The following is a 14,966-nucleotide window of genomic DNA, read 5'->3' on the forward strand; positions in this document are numbered from 1 at the left end:
CGAATCCGAACAATCACTCCTGGTGAACAGGAGATACCGAAATTCACTCCGTGAGATCATGAGACAGTAACGATTGTGCGGACACACACCGGAACCGATCGCTCAACGCGTCGCGTCCGATCGTCGTAGCCAGCCGAGTGCGCGTTCCGCCAGGTGGTCGCCGACCGGAAAATCGCAGGTCGAACCCTGCGCATCGACGAACCGGAAATGGGAAGCAGCGGGGAGATGAACAGTCAGCAACCGAGCCGACCGGTGATTACGCCCGCGATGCGGGAGCAGGCCGCGCAACAACCGAACAGCTGGCTCTACGTGGTGGATCCGATCTTCACCGATCCCAACGCGGAAGTCCCGCCCTGGGGGTTCATCGGCGGATTCCGAGTCGACGAGCACGGGGAGATCACCGCGGACTTCTCCCCGAACCCGAACTACCGCCCGTCTCCCGTGGCGTTGCGCCTTCCCGCCCCCACCAACGACGTGGAGCGGGCGCTGCAACTGACCACCACCGGCTACGCCCCCTCCCAGACGCTGCTCGGTTCCCTGCTGGAGGCCGAACTCATCCTGTTCGCCCAGCCGCAGGGGGAAGGACTGTTCACCTTCGAACACCCTTCGGGCCGCAATCAGCTGCAGGTCTTCACCTCGGAAGGTCATCTGCCGCAGAACTGGACCAGCTGGCAACGCATGACCGGCAGGTCACTCGCGGAGCTGCGTCCGCTCGGCACCGATATGCAGGTGAACCCCGCCAGCCCGAGCAAGGTGCGTGTTCCCTGCGAGGACCTGATCCAGGCGGCGGGCATCCCGCTGCGGACCAACGAGGGAGCATCGCGCAACGGTTCGGAGGCGACCACGGTGGTCACGGGGCTCGGAACCCGCCACCGGCCGGATCGGCCCGGAGGGACGACACAGTCGGCCCCGGTACAACCGTCCGCATCGCAGCGAGCCCCTGCCGCGGCAACGGCTCCCGAGGCACGACCGACCGGTGCACCGAACGTCGCGGCGGGGAGCACCGCGCCACCCGGAACCACGCCCGCACCTGCCGATACGAGTAACGGCGAAACCGGGAACGACGAAACCGGCCAACGCCTGCTCGGCAGCCTCCTCGCCGCCGCTGCCGGTGACGCGCTCGGCGCACCGGTGGAGTTCTACCCGTTGGAGCAGATCCGCAACCGGTACGGCAGCGCCGGGGTAACCGATTACGACCGGGACAACCAGCAAGGCGGCTCGTTCACCGACGACGGTCAGCTGATGCTGTTCGCGCTCGAGGGATTCGTCCGAGGTCACATCGCGGTGCGCCACGGGGTCGCGGAGACACCGCTTCCGGCCGTGCAGCTGGCATTGCAGCGCTGGCTGCACAGCCAGGGATATTCCTGGTCACGCGTGGCCGGGCCGTTCTCGGAGACCCATCCCGAACCGGACGGCTGGCTCGTGGAGCGGCCGGAGCTGTTCGCGGTGCGCTCGCCCGCCAGCGGCTCGATCAGCGCGCTGCGCGAGTTCGCGGCCTCGGGCAGGGCGGGCACGGTCGAGGAACCGCTGTACTATTCGGACACTCATGGCGCGGTGCTTCGCGGGGTCGGTGCCGCGCTGTGGTCGGACGACGCGGCGGAGATCTTCCGAACGGCCGCCTGCGCCGCCGCGCTGACCCACGGCGAGCCGGCCGGTTATCTGCCCGCGGGCACGTTCGCGCTCCTGCTGCGGGAACTGCTGTGGGAGACCCCGGTTCCGGAGGCACTCGCGCGGGCCCGGAGCGTACTCGACGAACACGCCGCTGGCTCGGCCACGGAGCGGGCGCTGGCCGCGGCGGTGAACCTGGCCGAGCACGGGCGTCCCACCCCGGAACGACTCAAGGACGTACTGGGCGGTGGCTGGACCGGCCCCGAGGCACTGTCGATCGCCGTCTGCGCCCTGCTGAGTACCGAAAGCCTCGCCGATGCCGTACTGCTGGCGGTCAACCACTCCGGCGACAGCGACTCCACGGGGGCGATCTGCGGCGCCCTGGCGGGCGCCCGGTACGGCAAGAGCGCCCTGCCGGGCACCTGGCTGCGTGACCTGCGGGGACGGGAGACGATCGAGATCCTGGGGCGGGACGCGCTGCTGGAGTTCGGCACCGAACCGCCGGACGATCCGACGTGGCGGCACCGCTATCCGGGCAGGCGGGACGGTTCCGAACTCGGATTCAGCACCGACTTTCCCGTGACGGTTCCCGACCACTCCGAACTGTCCACGGCGGAACAGCCGACCGCCGAGGACTCCCCTGTCGAGGAACCGGCAGAAAGCGCCGACGAGAACGCGGGTTCCTCGACGGAGGAGGCGAGCGAGGCCGAAGGACGTCCCGGTGCGGCGGACACGTCCCGGAAACCGGTGCTCGGCTGTCTGCTGGGTGGGGCGGTCGGTGACGCGCTGGGCTACCCGGTGGAGTTCGACTCGCTGCGCGCGATCCGTGACCGGTTCGGCCCCGAGGGGGTCACCGGCCTCGAACCGAGCGGAGCGGACACCGCTCCGATCAGTGACGACACCCAGTTGACGCTGTTCACGCTGGACGGACTCATCCGCGCCGGTCACAGCATGCGCCGTGGGTTGGCGACCGATCCGGTCGAGCTGGTGCAGCACTCCTACCAACGCTGGCTGCACACCCAGGGCTTCGAGAGTGATGAGGTCACCGGCCCCGGCTGCACCGAACCGGACGGTTGGCTGCTCACCCGGTCCGAGCTGTTCGACCGGCGAGCGCCGGGAACGACCTGCCTCGAGGCGCTGCGGGGATTCGCCGCGGGCGAGAGGCCCGGTTCGTCGCACAACCCGCTGAACGAGTCCAAGGGATGCGGCGCGGTCATGCGTGCCGCTCCGGCGGCACTGTGGTCGGCCGATGTGGACGAGGTGTTCCGGCTGGGCGCCGAGACGGGGATGCTGACCCACGGCCATCCCAGCGGGTATCTGCCCGCCGGGACGCTGGCCGTGTTGGTGCGTCGGTTGTTGGAGGGGGACACGCTGCGGCGGGCCCTCGACACCGCGTTGGCGCGACTGGCGACCTGGGACGGGCACGAGGAGACGACCGAGTGCCTGTTGCGGGCGGAGGAGCTGGTCTCGCTGGGCGAGCCAGGCCCCGAGGTGATCGAACAGCAGCTCGGCGGTGGCTGGGTGGGCGAAGAGGCACTCGCCATAGCTGTCTACGCCGCGCTGAGCCACCCCGACTCGTTCACCGACGCGGTGCTGTTGGCGGTCAACCACTCCGGCGACAGCGACTCCACCGGGGCGATCTGCGGCAATATCATGGGCAGCACGTCGCGGGTCGAGCGAATTCCCGCGGAATGGCTGGAATCGCTGGAACTGCGCGAGTCGATCGAGCGACTCGCGCGGGACGCGGAGCTCGAGTTCGGCGCTGAGACGCCACCCGAGCGGGACTGGGCGGAACGGTATCCGGTACCCGACGGTGAAAGGGTCGGTGTGGTGGCGCCGAGGTGGCCGCTGCGGGAACGGGCGCTGGCCACGGAGCCGGGAACAGGCGCGGCGGACGAGGCCGGACAGTCGAACGAGGCGGAGCACTCGAACGAGGCGGGAGCGTCGGAAGAACCCGCCGAGGAGACGGTCACGGCGGTGCCGAACGGGCACGGGAGCGAACCGGACGTGGCCGAGCAGGACGGCGGGAAACCGGACGCCGGGGAACAGCACGAGGAGGACGACCAGTCCACCGCGGACGTGGAAAGCACGGACGGACAACGGGACGCGGTCGGCTCCGAGAGCTCACCCGTGGACACGGCGGCCGTGGCGGACACGGCCGAGGAAGAGGCGGAGGGGGTGGCCACCGCGGCGGACTTCGCGAGCAGCGACCTCCCGGCCACGGACTCCGTCCCCGAACCGGAGCGGGACGCCACGCTGGAGGCCGACGCCGCATCGACGAGCGCGCGAACGGCGGAGTACCTGAACACGGCGGAGCACCACGCGGTGAACGGTGGGCCCCGCGGCACAGCGGACGACGAAACCGGGGAAGAGCACCGACAGCGGGCGGTGGGAGCGACCTCCGAGGAGACGTCCGGCCGGCCTGCCGGAGCCACCTCGGACGAACCGGTCGCGGCGTCCACTCCCTCCGAGACACCCGAGGCGCCCGGAACACCGAAGATGACGACAGCCGCACCGGCACCGGCACCGGAATCCGACGCTCCCGACGGAACCAGCTCACCGGGGGAATCGGCGGGAACGGAACTGTCCGCGGAGGAGACGCGGCTGCTGGCCGCTTGGCGCAAGCTCAGGGAGAGCCCCGAGGAGGTTCCCGACGAGCTCGCCGGGGAGCTCCGCGAACTCACCGCGCGGGCCTTCGGCGACGAACGGGCCGCGCTGCTGTTCGGTGAGCAGCCCGATGAATCCGCCGATTCCGGGGTACTGGTGCGGGAAACCCCGCTGAGCCTGGACCTCGAGGAGCGGCTGGCGGGTTGTGTGCTGGGAGCGGCCTGCGGTGACGCGTTCGGAGCGCCCTGGATGCTCGGGCGGGCGGACCGGTTGCGACGTCCGGAATCGATCGGGTTGGCCGAGGCGTTCGGGGGCAGCGGGCGTGGCACGGCGGCGACGCAGCAACTCGCCTTCGTGCTGGCGGGAACGATCCGCGCCGACCTGCTCGGACGCAAGAGCGGAACCGACTACGTGACCGACGTGCGGGAGGCGCTGCGGCACTGGGTCCGTACGCAGGGCGTGGCTATCGATCCGCCCGTCACGACCGACTGGCTCTCGCACTGTTCCGAGCTCAACGCCCAGCGCTTCCCCGATCACGCCGGGACGGCCGCGTTGGTCGAACCGCGTGACGAGGACGAGCTTCCCGGCCCGGCGGACCCGCCCAACGACTCGGCCGGATACCTGGCCACCGTGCGCGCGGCTCCGCTGGGGCTGCTGGCCGACGACACCGGCGCGGCCTTCACGCTCGGCGCGCGAACGGCCGTGCTCACCCACGGCGCTCCGGACGGCTATCTGCCGGCGGGTGCGCTCGCCGCGCTGAACCACGAGCTGCTGCGGGGAGCAACGCTGGCCGAGGCCGTGGCCGCCGTGCTGACCGAACTGGACAAGTACGACGGCTGCGAGAACACGGCGGACGCGCTCCGCTCGGCGGTTCGAGTGGCACGACGGGGAACACCGAGCGACTCGGCGCTGCGTTCGCTGGGAACGGGATGGCACGGCCCGAGTGCGCTGGGAATCGGTGTGCTGGCGGCCCTGTCGTACCCGGACTCCTGGCGCCGGGCCGTGGTGCTCGCGGCGAGTCACGCGGGTAACAGCGCCGCCACGGCGGCGGTCTGCGGTGCCGTGGTGGGGGTTTCCCGGGGGAGCAGCGCGCTGCCCGCGAAGTGGCTGGACCGGCTGGAGGTGCGCGAGATCGCGGACCGGCTGCTCGCCGACCGTCGAGGTGTCGCTGACATCGCACCGAACGGAAATCTTCCGGCCTGGGCACGCGCCTACATCACCGAAACCGAACGATCTTCATACCGTCAGCGGTAACGGCCCACGACGGGGCCCGCTAGGATGACGAACGCTTTGGACGAGAACACCCTGGAAGACGACGAGAAGCGATTACTGAACGCTCTTCGCGCACGCGAGAACTCGCGCCGGAAACGGGCGGAATCGGACGCGGCGGTTGATCCGACCACGTGGCTGGTGCGGAGCTGGCGGGAACTCGTGGCCGACCCGGCGGCAACGCCGCTCTGGGCCACCGGCCTGCGTTACCGGCTCGCCGAGGAGACCGCATCGACCGGGAAACCGGGCTCCGACGTCTCCGGGGGACTGTTCGACGTGGACGGTTTCGTGGCTCGCTCTCCCGGTCGGCTGCTGGGGATGCTCTACGGCGGCGCGCTCGGTGAGAGCGTCGCGCGGCAGGACAGCCGGGGCACGGAGCGCACCGCCGCCCTGCTGTGCGCGCTGGACGGGCTGATCCACGCCCACGCCGAACTGCGGGAACTCGGGCGGGCCGATCCGCTGCGAGCGGTGCTCGCGGGACAACAGCACTGGCTGCGCAGCCGGGGCGCCCCCGTGCATCCGTCCGCCGAGCGGCACGGATCCACGTCGCCCCGGCTGTCTCGGCCGGACGATCCGCTGCTGGTGGGGTCCGGCGGTGGCGACCCGGTGATGCTGACGGTGCTGGCTCGTCTCACGCCGGAGGAGACACCCGCGAGCCCGGAACACCCGGGCAACGACGTCGAGTCGGCGGCGGCCGTGCCGCTCGGCTCGATCGCCGCGCTGTGGGCCGAGGACGACCGGAGTGCTTTCCGGCTGGGATGCGAGATCGCCGCCGTCACGCACGGCGGGACGCGGGGTCATCTGCCCGCCGGGGTGCTCGCCGTCCTGGTGTTACGGCTGTTACGCGGCCACGGGCTCGCGGAGGCGGCGGAGCTCGCCATCGGGCTGTGCCCGGACCAGGACATCGCGGCGGAGCTGTCCGAAGCGGTGCGGCTGGCCGGTTTCCGACCGGCGGGCAGCCTGCCCAGTGCGGGGAACCTGGCGGCCGCGGCCGACGGCGGCACCGGCAGCGGGACGCTCGCGATCGCGCTGCGGGTGGCGTTGTCGGCCTCCGACGACTGCGCCGCGGCGATCGACGTCGCCGCCCGTCACGACGGGGACACCGCGACCTCGGCGATGCTGTGCGGTCAGCTGCTCGGCGCCCTGCACGGACCGGAGCGGATGAACCGCACCGGCGAGACCTCGCCGCGGATCGGGCCGCTGCTGGAACGCGTGACCGCCGCCGCCGTCGCCGAGTTCGGGCCTGCCCCGACCGATACCGCACCGCACGGGGAAGACCTTTCGGCGGAACCCTCGCTGCGGCCGGAGCTCGCCGAGCACGGTGGGAGCGGCGAGATGTCCGTCGCGGACTCGGCCGATTCGGCATGGCAACCGCGTTTCGTGCGGGCCGTGCTGGGGTGCGCCGTCGGGGAAGCACTGGGCGGGGCCGTCACGTCCGACAGCTGGCGCGAGATCAGGGACCGCTACGGCGAGGAGGGACTGCGGGAGTACGTACCGGCCGGTCATCCGTCGGGGCGGATCGGCAGTGACACCCAGCTGCTGCTGTTCACCCTGGAGGGCACGATCCGGGCAGGGGTGTCCCGCAGATCATTCGACGGGGTGCGGCGCCCCACGCGGCACGTGCAGCACGCCTATCAGCGATGGCTGCACACCCAGCACCTGAGCTGGCCCCGCGCGGCGGGCGAGTTCCTGTCCACCTCGTCCGAACCGGACGGCTGGCTGGTGGGGTTGCGCGGGCTGTTCCAGACCCGCAGCCCCGGCAGGACCATGATGCGCACGCTGATCGCCTTCGCGAAGGGGCAGCAGGCCATGGGCTCGCCGGAGGCGCCGATCAGCGACTCGGACGGCAGCAGCGCGCTGCTGCGGGCGGTCCCGGCGATGTTGTGGACGCCCCGAGCGGACGAGACCTTCCGGGTGGCCACCGAGACGGCGGCACTCACCCACGGCCACCCCACCGCCTGGCTGAGCGCGGGCACGCTGGGGGTGATCGTCTCGCGGCTGTCCCGGGGCGAGGTGCTCTCGGAATCCGTCGACGCGGCCATGACCGAGCTGGGGCGGCATCCGGAGCACGAGCCCGTGACGCGCAGGATCGATGCGGCACGCAAGCTCGCCGAGTCGGGCGTCGTCGAGCCGGAGCGGCTGGAGCGCACCCTCGGCACGGGTTTCAACGCGGCCGAGGCACTGGCGATCGGGCTGTACGCGGCGCTGGTGGCCGAGGGGGACTTCGCGGCCGGGCTGCGCACCGCCGTGAACCACTCCGGCAACAGCGGGGTTTGCGGCGCGGTGACGGGCACGCTGCTGGCGATGTCGGCGGACGAGGAGATCCCCGAGCACTGGACGCAGCAGCTCGAACTGGGTGAAACAGTCCGAGCGCTCGCCGAGGACGGCTGCCTGGAGTTCGGACCGAACCCGCCGGAGACCCCGGCGTGGTTCGAGCGTTATCCGAGTTCCTGAGCGGCGGGACTTTCCTGACTGGCAGGACTTTCCGGAGTGGACGCGGTCGCTGCCGTGTCGCGGTGGTGTCCCGCGGCTCACCGGAATCGGGCTGCCGCTCACGGGCGGATCAGTGGGAGAGCGAGACGAGAGGAGCGTTTTCAGCGATGCGACGAATGAACCGCGGAACGAACCAGATCTACTTCTTCCTGTTGTTCGCCGTAGGAGCGCTTTTCCCGCTGCTGGCGGAGTGGACGCTCGGGCTCTTCGCTTCAACCGGTGAGTGCGACACGCGGCTTGACCTGGAGTGAGGGCGCTTAGGCCGGTCCCATCGGGCAGGCACGACCTGCCAGGCAACAAGCCCGATCAGCGCCCTCATGAGAGCACCTAGTCAAGCCATTCCAAGCTGTTGCACTCACTTCTTGAGACCGCCCATTGCTATAGAAAAACTCGGAGCCTTGAAATTCTACACAAGACCCCAAGAATCTTTCTATTTGTCACTGTTTTTGTCTGCCAGCTGCATCAACCGCGAAGACACTATGAGCACTACGGAAAAAATTATGAGAATTATTTTTACTTTTCTTCCGGGGTCAGGGATATACAAAGCTACCAGGTAAGCCGCTACTCCACACAGACCGAGCCCCATCAAACAGCGACGTACGAATTTTTTCATCGAGCTCTATTATTGTTGATCTTATCTTTTCGGGAAGTTTCAACATGATTCATCTGTGGGCATGACGCTCCAATATAGGCTTATAGCGCCGAATCCTACAGTGAATGCTATTCCGGCTCCGACAGGGCCACCGGCCACAAGAGCGCCGGTTGCTATTCCTCCGAGCGTTGTCACCCTAGAACCGTAAGTCACTTGACTAGCGCAGGGCGCGAGCCCGGTGGGGTCCATCAGGTTGGTCGGATTGCATTGGGCGTAGGCGTAGAGGTTGGACTCCGACCTGCTTGGATCGGTCTGGGTGAACCGCTTGGTCTCGGTGTCGTAGTAACGATGGCCGAACATGTAGTCACCGGTGTCGAGCCGGTACCCGCCGGTGTAGCGGAACGGGTTCTCCTTGGCGGCTTCCCCCTTGGAAGTGGTCTCACCGTAGGTGCCGTACTCGTAACTACCCGCGATGGTGCCGTCCTCGGCCAGCAACGCCAGCACCGTGCCACGTTGATCGGTGATCGCGTTGTAGCGCGTGCCGTCCGACCCGACCTCGGTGATCAGTTTTCCGGAGGGGTCACGGAAGTAACCGGTGCGCTGCCCGTTGTCGGCGATGCTGGTGATCCCGACCGCGGTGTGGGTGAACACGTGTCGCACCGTGTCGCCGTCGGCGGTCTCGGTCAGGGAACGAGGCGTGGCCCGGTCCGTGGTGCCATAGCCGTACGAACCACTGCCGGATCCGTTGGAAGTGACGCGTTGCAGTGCGTCGTAGTCGTAGCTGTTGCCGGTGCCGTCGATGTTCCGGGACTGCAGCAGGGTGGTGTCCGAACCGTCCGACGCGGCGTAGGAGTAGCTCGTGTCGAACTTCGTGGCCCCGTCGGTGCCGGTGACCGTGATACCGGTCTGTCGCCCGGGTGCGGCTGGGTGTGTGACGCGTTGTCCGCGAGTGGTCACCGAGCATTTCCATCGTGGTTTTCCCGTGATGAGGCGTCGAGCCAGGCGTCGCGGACGTGGGCGAGGGCGGCGTGCGCGGTGATGTCGAGGTGGGTTTGCCCCGCGAGTTCTCGCTGCCACGTTTCCTCGTCGGGGGCGTGGGTGAAGAGTGCGTTCGACGGAGGCCTGTTGGTGGGGCCGAAGCGTGTGAACAGCTCCGCCGCCTCGGTGGTGATGGCCCCGAGACGGGCGAGCAGCCAGAGATCGTAGAGATCTCGGGAGGTGGCGCGGTGCGCCCAGGCGGTGGTTTTCCAGGCCGCGAAGGCGGCTGCGGTGGGCACACGCAGCGCGGCGGGTCCAGCGTCGCTGTAGCGCTGCACGAGCCGGCAGCGCTCGGTCGGCCAGGGCGCATAGCCGATGGAGCCCAGCAGCTGCACGCGCACGGTCGTGCCCTCGGGGGCGACGAGCACGGCGGGCGTCACATCGCGGACCGAGGTGAGTGCCGGTTGCCAGCGTAGCCCCGGAAATTCGCGCCGGGTCCCGCGAAGCAGGGTCGTCTCGAGCACGTCGGCCGTGCTGCTGCGACTGCTGCGAGCGATGAGGTCGATGTCTTCGGACAGCCGTCCCTCGGGGGCCAGCGTGCGGGAGAGTGCGGTGCCGCCGAAGAAGACGACCTCGTCGGCCAGCCGGTCACTGATGGCCGCGAGCAGGTGGGAGATGAGATGGTCCCGGCGCACCTGGGCGCGGGCCACGCCGAACTGCTCGGCGACGGCGGCTTCCTCCTGAGGATCGAGCATGGTCAGGCCGCTTCGAGTAGACGGGCAAGGCTGGCTTGGCGGCGCTGTCCGACTGCCAGTTCATCCAGCAGTCGACGATCACAACGGTCCAACAGATCGTGGGCGGCGGCACGGGCCTGCTCGGGCAGACCCCCCAGATCGGGGCGGGCGGCGAGATCGAGCACCGTCTGTTCGACCGTGGTGACCCACCCCTGGCCCAGCTCGCTGGTGTGGCGTTGCACGTCCAGGGCGGCTACGCGACGACGAACGAAACACACGGTGGCCTCGCGGTCGGCCAACCGCAACGTCGACCGGTGACGAGTGGCAGCCACGACCGCAACCCCCAGTGCCCGCGGGACGGCCCCGTGAACACGGGCGGCGGACAAGCCCATCAGCGCGACCGAGTCGATACCCACGTCAGCGACCGCGATACCCAGCGCGGCCGCCTCCAGCTCGGGAATCCAGCCCCGGTCGAGCTGATCATCGGGAACCACGGCGTAATAACCGGTCGCCAACCGGTGCAACGCTCCGGCACGGGCCAGCCGCGCGAACTCAGGACGCGGGTTGACATACACACCGGCAGCGTCGCGAGGCCGCAACACCCTGGAAGACCCCCGCAGCAGCAGTGAGGGCACGCGCGCCGTGATGTGTGCCATTACCGTCACCTCCGTAGGCTAACAGCCTACTCTCATGCCACGCACAAGTATATCTGCGCCACTGGTATCCTCGCGCTGGACCCAACCAGCGTGCGGCTTCAGCCAAAGCTCGGTGGCGCGGTCTGGCTGGTGTTGTCGCTGCGGCGGGCGAACCACACGATCGACCGGATCCCGCGTGAGGAACTCGACCAGGACCGCTCGGAAGATTCGGCGGACTCCGAGTCGTCGCTCTTCGGGGGCACGCTCCCCGTGTTCCGAACGCAGCGGTAACGCTCACCGGTTCGGAAGCGGCGCGGCGCCTCGGAACTCCCGGTCGCCGCACCGCTGTCCACGGACGGCTCGACGACAGGGCAACACGGCAGGAGCACTCCGAACGATGCGGCGAACGAATCGCGGAACGAACCAGATCCACCTCTTCCTGTTGATCGCCGTAGGAGCGCTCTTCCCGCTGCTGGCGGAGTGGACGCTCGGCCCCGTGGAAAAGGCGCCCTGGTGGTCGCTCATCGCGCTGGCGACGCTGCTGTTCGGATGCTTCTCCCTGATTTTCCTGGGCACCACCAAAGCGATCCAGCGCAAGAATCAGAGCAAGAACACAGCTCACCGGGAGAGCCGTGCATAACTCTCCGCATCGCCGAAGTACCACGACCGCCGAATCCGAGGTCAGTCCTCACTCATTCGTACCGGAGAGGCGTCGTAGCCGGTGTCTGAGGTGCTGTCGCTCGGCGAGATTGACGGTGGCGGCGATGGCTCGCCGGTAAGCGTTCGCCGCGTCCTCGGGTCTGTTGGCCTGCTCCAGTAGGTGGGCTCGTACGGCGTTGAGCCGGGGAAGGCGGGAATGCTCGGCTTCCAGCACATCGATCTGGGCGAGCGCGGTGTCGTTTCCGTCGACCATGGCCTGGGCAACGATGCGGTTGAGAGTGATCGTGGGGTTGCCGTGACCTGTCACGAGTTCGAGGACCCGGTAGAGCGCGAGGATCTCGTCCCAATCCGTTGTCGCGATGTCGGGGGCTTCGGCGTGCAGGGCCGCGATGCACGCCTGGAGCAGGTAAGGGCCTGGTTCGGCACCTGGAGCGGCTTGTTCGACGAGCTTGGTTCCCTCGTCGATCAGTTCCCGGTCCCACAACGTACGATCCTGCTCGTCGAACGGCTTGAGGTTTCCGTCCGGCCCTACTCTGGAGGGGTGGCGGGACTCGCTGAGCAGCATCAACGCGAGGAGCCCCGCGACCTCGGTGGACGCGGGGAGGCTGTGGCGAAGGAGCCGTGTCAGGTGAATCGCCTCCGCGGCGAGATCCGCGTCGCGGGGTGGTGCGCCGGTGGTTGTGTGGTGTGCCTCGGTGAACATCACGTAGAGCACGTCGAGCACGGCGGTGACGCGCTCCGCGGCGTGTTCGGGGGACGGGAGCGGCCGGCCGAGTTCGGAGACTCGCCGCTTGGCCCGTGTGATCCGTTGGGCGATGGTGCTCTCGGGGATCTGGTAGACATTGGCGATCTGTGCCGTGGTCAGTCCGGCGACGGCCCGTAGGGTCAACGCGACCTGTCCGGAGCGTGGCAGATCGGGGTGGCAGCACAACTGCAGCACCAGCAGCGAGTCGTCACGCTGGGCTGCCTCCGGCGACACGGGAGGATGCAACGACGCGGCACGCGTCTCGCGATGGCGACGCCGGGCGTCGCCGCGGGCGTGGTCGGCATAACGACGGCGGGCGGTCGCCGTGAGCCACCCCAGCGGGTCGTCCGGGAGCTGTGTCGGCCATCGCTGGTACGCGTGCAGGAGGGCCTCCTGGACGGCGTCTTCGCACAGGTCGAACCGGGCGCTGCCGTAGGTGCGCACCAACCGGGCGAGGGCCTGTCGCGTGAGTTCACGCCACAGCCCCTCGCCCGTCCGAGAATCGGCAGTCACCCGTCCCCCAGGTCGGCGAACATCACCGGACGTAGCTCGAGCGCGAGGCCGGGGATGTTCGCATCGGGGATCTGCTCGGCGAGCTCCACAGCTCGGGCCTCATCCGCGACATCGACGAGGTAGAAGCCTCCCATGAACTCCTTGCTCTCGACGAACGGCCCATCGGTCACCTCGGGCCCGTTCCCGGAGCTGCGAATGACCTTCGACTGACTGGGGTCGGCGAGGGCCTGAGTGGCGATGAACTCACCTCGCTCCTTGGCCTCGGCCATGAACGCGCCGTGTCCTTCCTGGAGCTGCCGCTGCTGCTCGTCGGTGAGCTGCTCCAGCACCGCCGGATCGACCTGCATCAGGATCAAGTACTTCACTGTTTCCTCCTCGGTAAGTGGACCACCCTTGTGGCGACTCACCAGAGGGTCGTCACCGACCCGGCGAACACGACACCACGCGATCAAAATTTTCATCCGGGAGTTTCCGCCACCGCGCACCGCCCCCGCCCGAGGGGTCGATCCCACGGTCGTGCTCCGGCTGACCCGCTCGGGAACGAGACCGGCTCGTTCGACGAGCACACCGTGGTGACACGCCACGAGTACGGCTAGGCTGCGGCGCATGGCTGACGAACTCGTGCATCACGAGGTAACCGGCGGGATCGCCACGATCACGCTGGACTCGCCGCACAACCGCAACGCGCTGTCCGCGCGGCTGCGCGGGGAGCTGCTGGCGGCGCTGCGGAACTCGATCGACGACGAGACGGTGCGGGTGATCCTGCTGACCCACACCGGCACCGTCTTCTGCGCGGGCATGGATCTCAAGGAGTCCCGTTCGGAGAGCGCGGAGAACCAGGGGATCAATGAGGTACCCGGCCTGCTGGAGTGCGTCCGGAACAGCCCGAAGCCGGTGGTGGCCAAACTGAGCGGCCCCGCGCGGGCCGGTGGCATCGGGATCGTGGCCGCCTGCGACATCGCGGTGGCCGCCGAGGACGCCACCTTCGCGTTCAGCGAGGTGCGGATCGGGGTCGTCCCCGCGGTGATCTCGGTGACCGTGCTGCCCAGACTGCACGCCAGGCAGGCCCACGAACTGTTCCTGACCGGGGAGACCTTCGACGCGAAGCGGGCCGAGGCGATCGGACTGCTCAACGCGGCGGTTCCGGAGTCGGAACTGGACAGCGCCGTGGAGCGCTACCTCGACATGCTGGCAAAGGGCGGACCGAACGCGATGGCGGCCACCAAGGCGATGCTGCGACAGCCCCGTCCGGACGACGTGGACAAGGACTTCGCCGACATGCTGCGGCTGTCCGCCGAGCACTTCGCGGGTGAGGAGGGCCAGGAGGGCATGCGGGCCTTCGCCGAGAAGCGCTCCCCCAACTGGGTCCCAAACCGGGACTGACCCCGCACGGGGACACCACAGGCCGAACTACCACCACGCCCGCGGGGCGAACCCCCCACCACTCACGCGGTCGGCACCGCCGCGGGTTCTCCCGTGCGGCTCTCGCGAGGAAGGCCCGACGTTGTGTAGGTCGCTACCCGATGTCGGGCCTCCCCGGAGCGAGAGCCGTGCCAGAGGTTCCGCCAACTGAGCACCCACGCAGCCGGAGCCGAGGAACCGGTCAGTCCGTAGTGCAGACGGCGCGGAACACTCGTTCGCCGGACTCCTGCGCCGCCGCCACCAGCACCGAACCGATACCGCGGTACGCCTTGGGATCGTGCTCGGCCAGCACCCGGTGACCGGACCAGATCAACACGTGCTCCCCGCTCGGGAGCCAGGACAGGTCGATCAGGCAGTCGTAGAGCGCGTCGAGATTGCGTCCGGCCCATTCCGGGAACGAGAGCTGGGCGGCGATCGCGCACAGCATCATGCGCTTGTTGACCAGCTCGCTGCCGTCGACCACATGGGGACAGGCCCCCGCCGAACGGACCTGCTCGACCGCCTGTGCGGTGGTGCCCACGACGGGCAGCGGGGCGGGCTCGACCACTGACGTGTCCTTCCTGGCGTGTCGCTTCAGGAAGCCTACCGCATTCATCATCATCAACCGTGCGATTCAATCCTGCCGGATCGGTGCCTGGAGTCCACGACGCTCACATTCCGTCGACGTACTGGCCCAACCAGCCGAGAACGACCAGTACGAGCAACAGCAC

11 protein-coding genes are annotated in these 14,966 nt (G+C 68.8%); 5 read left to right on the forward strand and 6 right to left on the reverse strand.

Features of this window, described 5'->3' with window-relative positions; genetic code table 11:
• The first annotated feature begins 225 nt into the window (after nucleotides 1–225).
• The 3 genes from BM394_RS06680 to BM394_RS22725 all read left to right on the forward strand — a co-directional run bounded on the left by BM394_RS06680 (nucleotide 226) and on the right by BM394_RS22725 (nucleotide 8,228).
• Complete coding sequence (locus BM394_RS06680; RefSeq protein ID WP_139235157.1) at nucleotides 226–5,469, forward strand: type VII secretion system-associated protein; 5,244 nt, start codon at nucleotides 226–228, stop codon at nucleotides 5,467–5,469.
• Between the two features lie 24 nt (nucleotides 5,470–5,493).
• Nucleotides 5,494–7,938, forward strand: a complete 2,445-nt coding sequence (locus BM394_RS06685) for an ADP-ribosylglycohydrolase family protein (protein ID WP_092975466.1) — start codon at nucleotides 5,494–5,496, stop codon at nucleotides 7,936–7,938.
• A 146-nt stretch (nucleotides 7,939–8,084) separates the two neighbouring features.
• Nucleotides 8,085–8,228: a hypothetical protein gene (locus BM394_RS22725; RefSeq protein ID WP_175529995.1), complete on the forward strand. Its 144-nt coding sequence runs from the start codon at nucleotides 8,085–8,087 to the stop codon at nucleotides 8,226–8,228.
• Nucleotides 8,229–8,629: 401 nt separating this feature from the next.
• Here the strand turns inward: BM394_RS22725 and BM394_RS06690 are convergent, their stop codons facing one another.
• Genes BM394_RS06690 through BM394_RS06700 form a run of 3 tightly spaced genes read right to left on the reverse strand, consistent with a single transcriptional unit; the run spans nucleotide 8,630 to nucleotide 10,937 of the window.
• The gene (locus tag BM394_RS06690; RefSeq protein WP_175529996.1) at nucleotides 8,630–9,526 is read right to left on the reverse strand and encodes an RHS repeat-associated core domain-containing protein; all 897 of its coding nucleotides are present in this window, start codon (nucleotides 9,524–9,526) and stop codon (nucleotides 8,630–8,632) included.
• Complete coding sequence (locus BM394_RS06695; RefSeq protein ID WP_092975472.1) at nucleotides 9,523–10,302, reverse strand: nucleotidyl transferase AbiEii/AbiGii toxin family protein; 780 nt, start codon at nucleotides 10,300–10,302, stop codon at nucleotides 9,523–9,525. The genes BM394_RS06690 and BM394_RS06695 overlap by 4 nt, the downstream gene beginning before the upstream one ends.
• A gap of 2 nt (nucleotides 10,303–10,304) precedes the next feature.
• A complete protein-coding gene (locus tag BM394_RS06700) occupies nucleotides 10,305–10,937 on the reverse strand; it encodes a type IV toxin-antitoxin system AbiEi family antitoxin domain-containing protein (protein WP_245780022.1) in 633 nt (210 codons plus the stop codon).
• Nucleotides 10,938–11,313: 376 nt separating this feature from the next.
• On the opposite strand from BM394_RS06700, the gene BM394_RS06710 reads away from it, so the two are divergent.
• The gene (locus BM394_RS06710) at nucleotides 11,314–11,556 is read left to right on the forward strand and encodes a hypothetical protein (RefSeq protein ID WP_092975478.1); all 243 of its coding nucleotides are present in this window, start codon (nucleotides 11,314–11,316) and stop codon (nucleotides 11,554–11,556) included.
• A 48-nt stretch (nucleotides 11,557–11,604) separates the two neighbouring features.
• Here the strand turns inward: BM394_RS06710 and BM394_RS06715 are convergent, their stop codons facing one another.
• Together BM394_RS06715 and BM394_RS06720 are read right to left on the reverse strand one after the other, a co-directional pair.
• Nucleotides 11,605–12,834: an RNA polymerase sigma factor gene (locus BM394_RS06715; protein ID WP_092975481.1), complete on the reverse strand. Its 1,230-nt coding sequence runs from the start codon at nucleotides 12,832–12,834 to the stop codon at nucleotides 11,605–11,607.
• A complete protein-coding gene (locus tag BM394_RS06720; RefSeq protein ID WP_092976232.1) occupies nucleotides 12,831–13,199 on the reverse strand; it encodes a YciI family protein in 369 nt (122 codons plus the stop codon). The genes BM394_RS06715 and BM394_RS06720 overlap by 4 nt, the downstream gene beginning before the upstream one ends.
• Before the next feature lie 241 nt (nucleotides 13,200–13,440).
• Here BM394_RS06720 and BM394_RS06725 point away from each other — a divergent pair, with 241 nt between their 5' ends.
• Entirely contained in the window at nucleotides 13,441–14,217 is a 777-nt protein-coding gene (locus BM394_RS06725) for an enoyl-CoA hydratase-related protein (RefSeq protein ID WP_092975484.1), read from the forward strand.
• A gap of 220 nt (nucleotides 14,218–14,437) precedes the next feature.
• On the opposite strand, the gene BM394_RS06730 is transcribed toward BM394_RS06725, so the two are convergent.
• Nucleotides 14,438–14,776 (reverse strand): barstar family protein, encoded by a 339-nt coding sequence (locus tag BM394_RS06730; RefSeq protein ID WP_425427649.1) that lies wholly within the window; start codon nucleotides 14,774–14,776, stop codon nucleotides 14,438–14,440.
• Nucleotides 14,777–14,966: the final 190 nt, after the last annotated feature.

The organism is Actinopolyspora lacussalsi subsp. righensis (assembly GCF_900116555.1).
In the GTDB taxonomy this organism is placed as follows: Bacteria; Actinomycetota; Actinomycetes; order Mycobacteriales; family Pseudonocardiaceae; genus Actinopolyspora; species Actinopolyspora lacussalsi.

What these genes read in the sequence shown, in the direction of transcription:
- BM394_RS06680 (WP_139235157.1), top strand. Translation starts at nt 226, where the DNA reads ATGAACAGTCAGCAACCGAGCCGACCGGTGATTACGCCCGCGATGCGG.
- BM394_RS06695 (WP_092975472.1), bottom strand. Translation starts at nt 10,302, where the DNA reads ATGCTCGATCCTCAGGAGGAAGCCGCCGTCGCCGAGCAGTTCGGCGTG.
- BM394_RS06710 (WP_092975478.1), top strand. Translation starts at nt 11,314, where the DNA reads ATGCGGCGAACGAATCGCGGAACGAACCAGATCCACCTCTTCCTGTTG.
- BM394_RS06700 (WP_245780022.1), bottom strand. Translation starts at nt 10,937, where the DNA reads ATGGCACACATCACGGCGCGCGTGCCCTCACTGCTGCTGCGGGGGTCT.
- BM394_RS06725 (WP_092975484.1), top strand. Translation starts at nt 13,441, where the DNA reads ATGGCTGACGAACTCGTGCATCACGAGGTAACCGGCGGGATCGCCACG.
- BM394_RS06685 (WP_092975466.1), top strand. Translation starts at nt 5,494, where the DNA reads ATGACGAACGCTTTGGACGAGAACACCCTGGAAGACGACGAGAAGCGA.
- BM394_RS22725 (WP_175529995.1), top strand. Translation starts at nt 8,085, where the DNA reads ATGCGACGAATGAACCGCGGAACGAACCAGATCTACTTCTTCCTGTTG.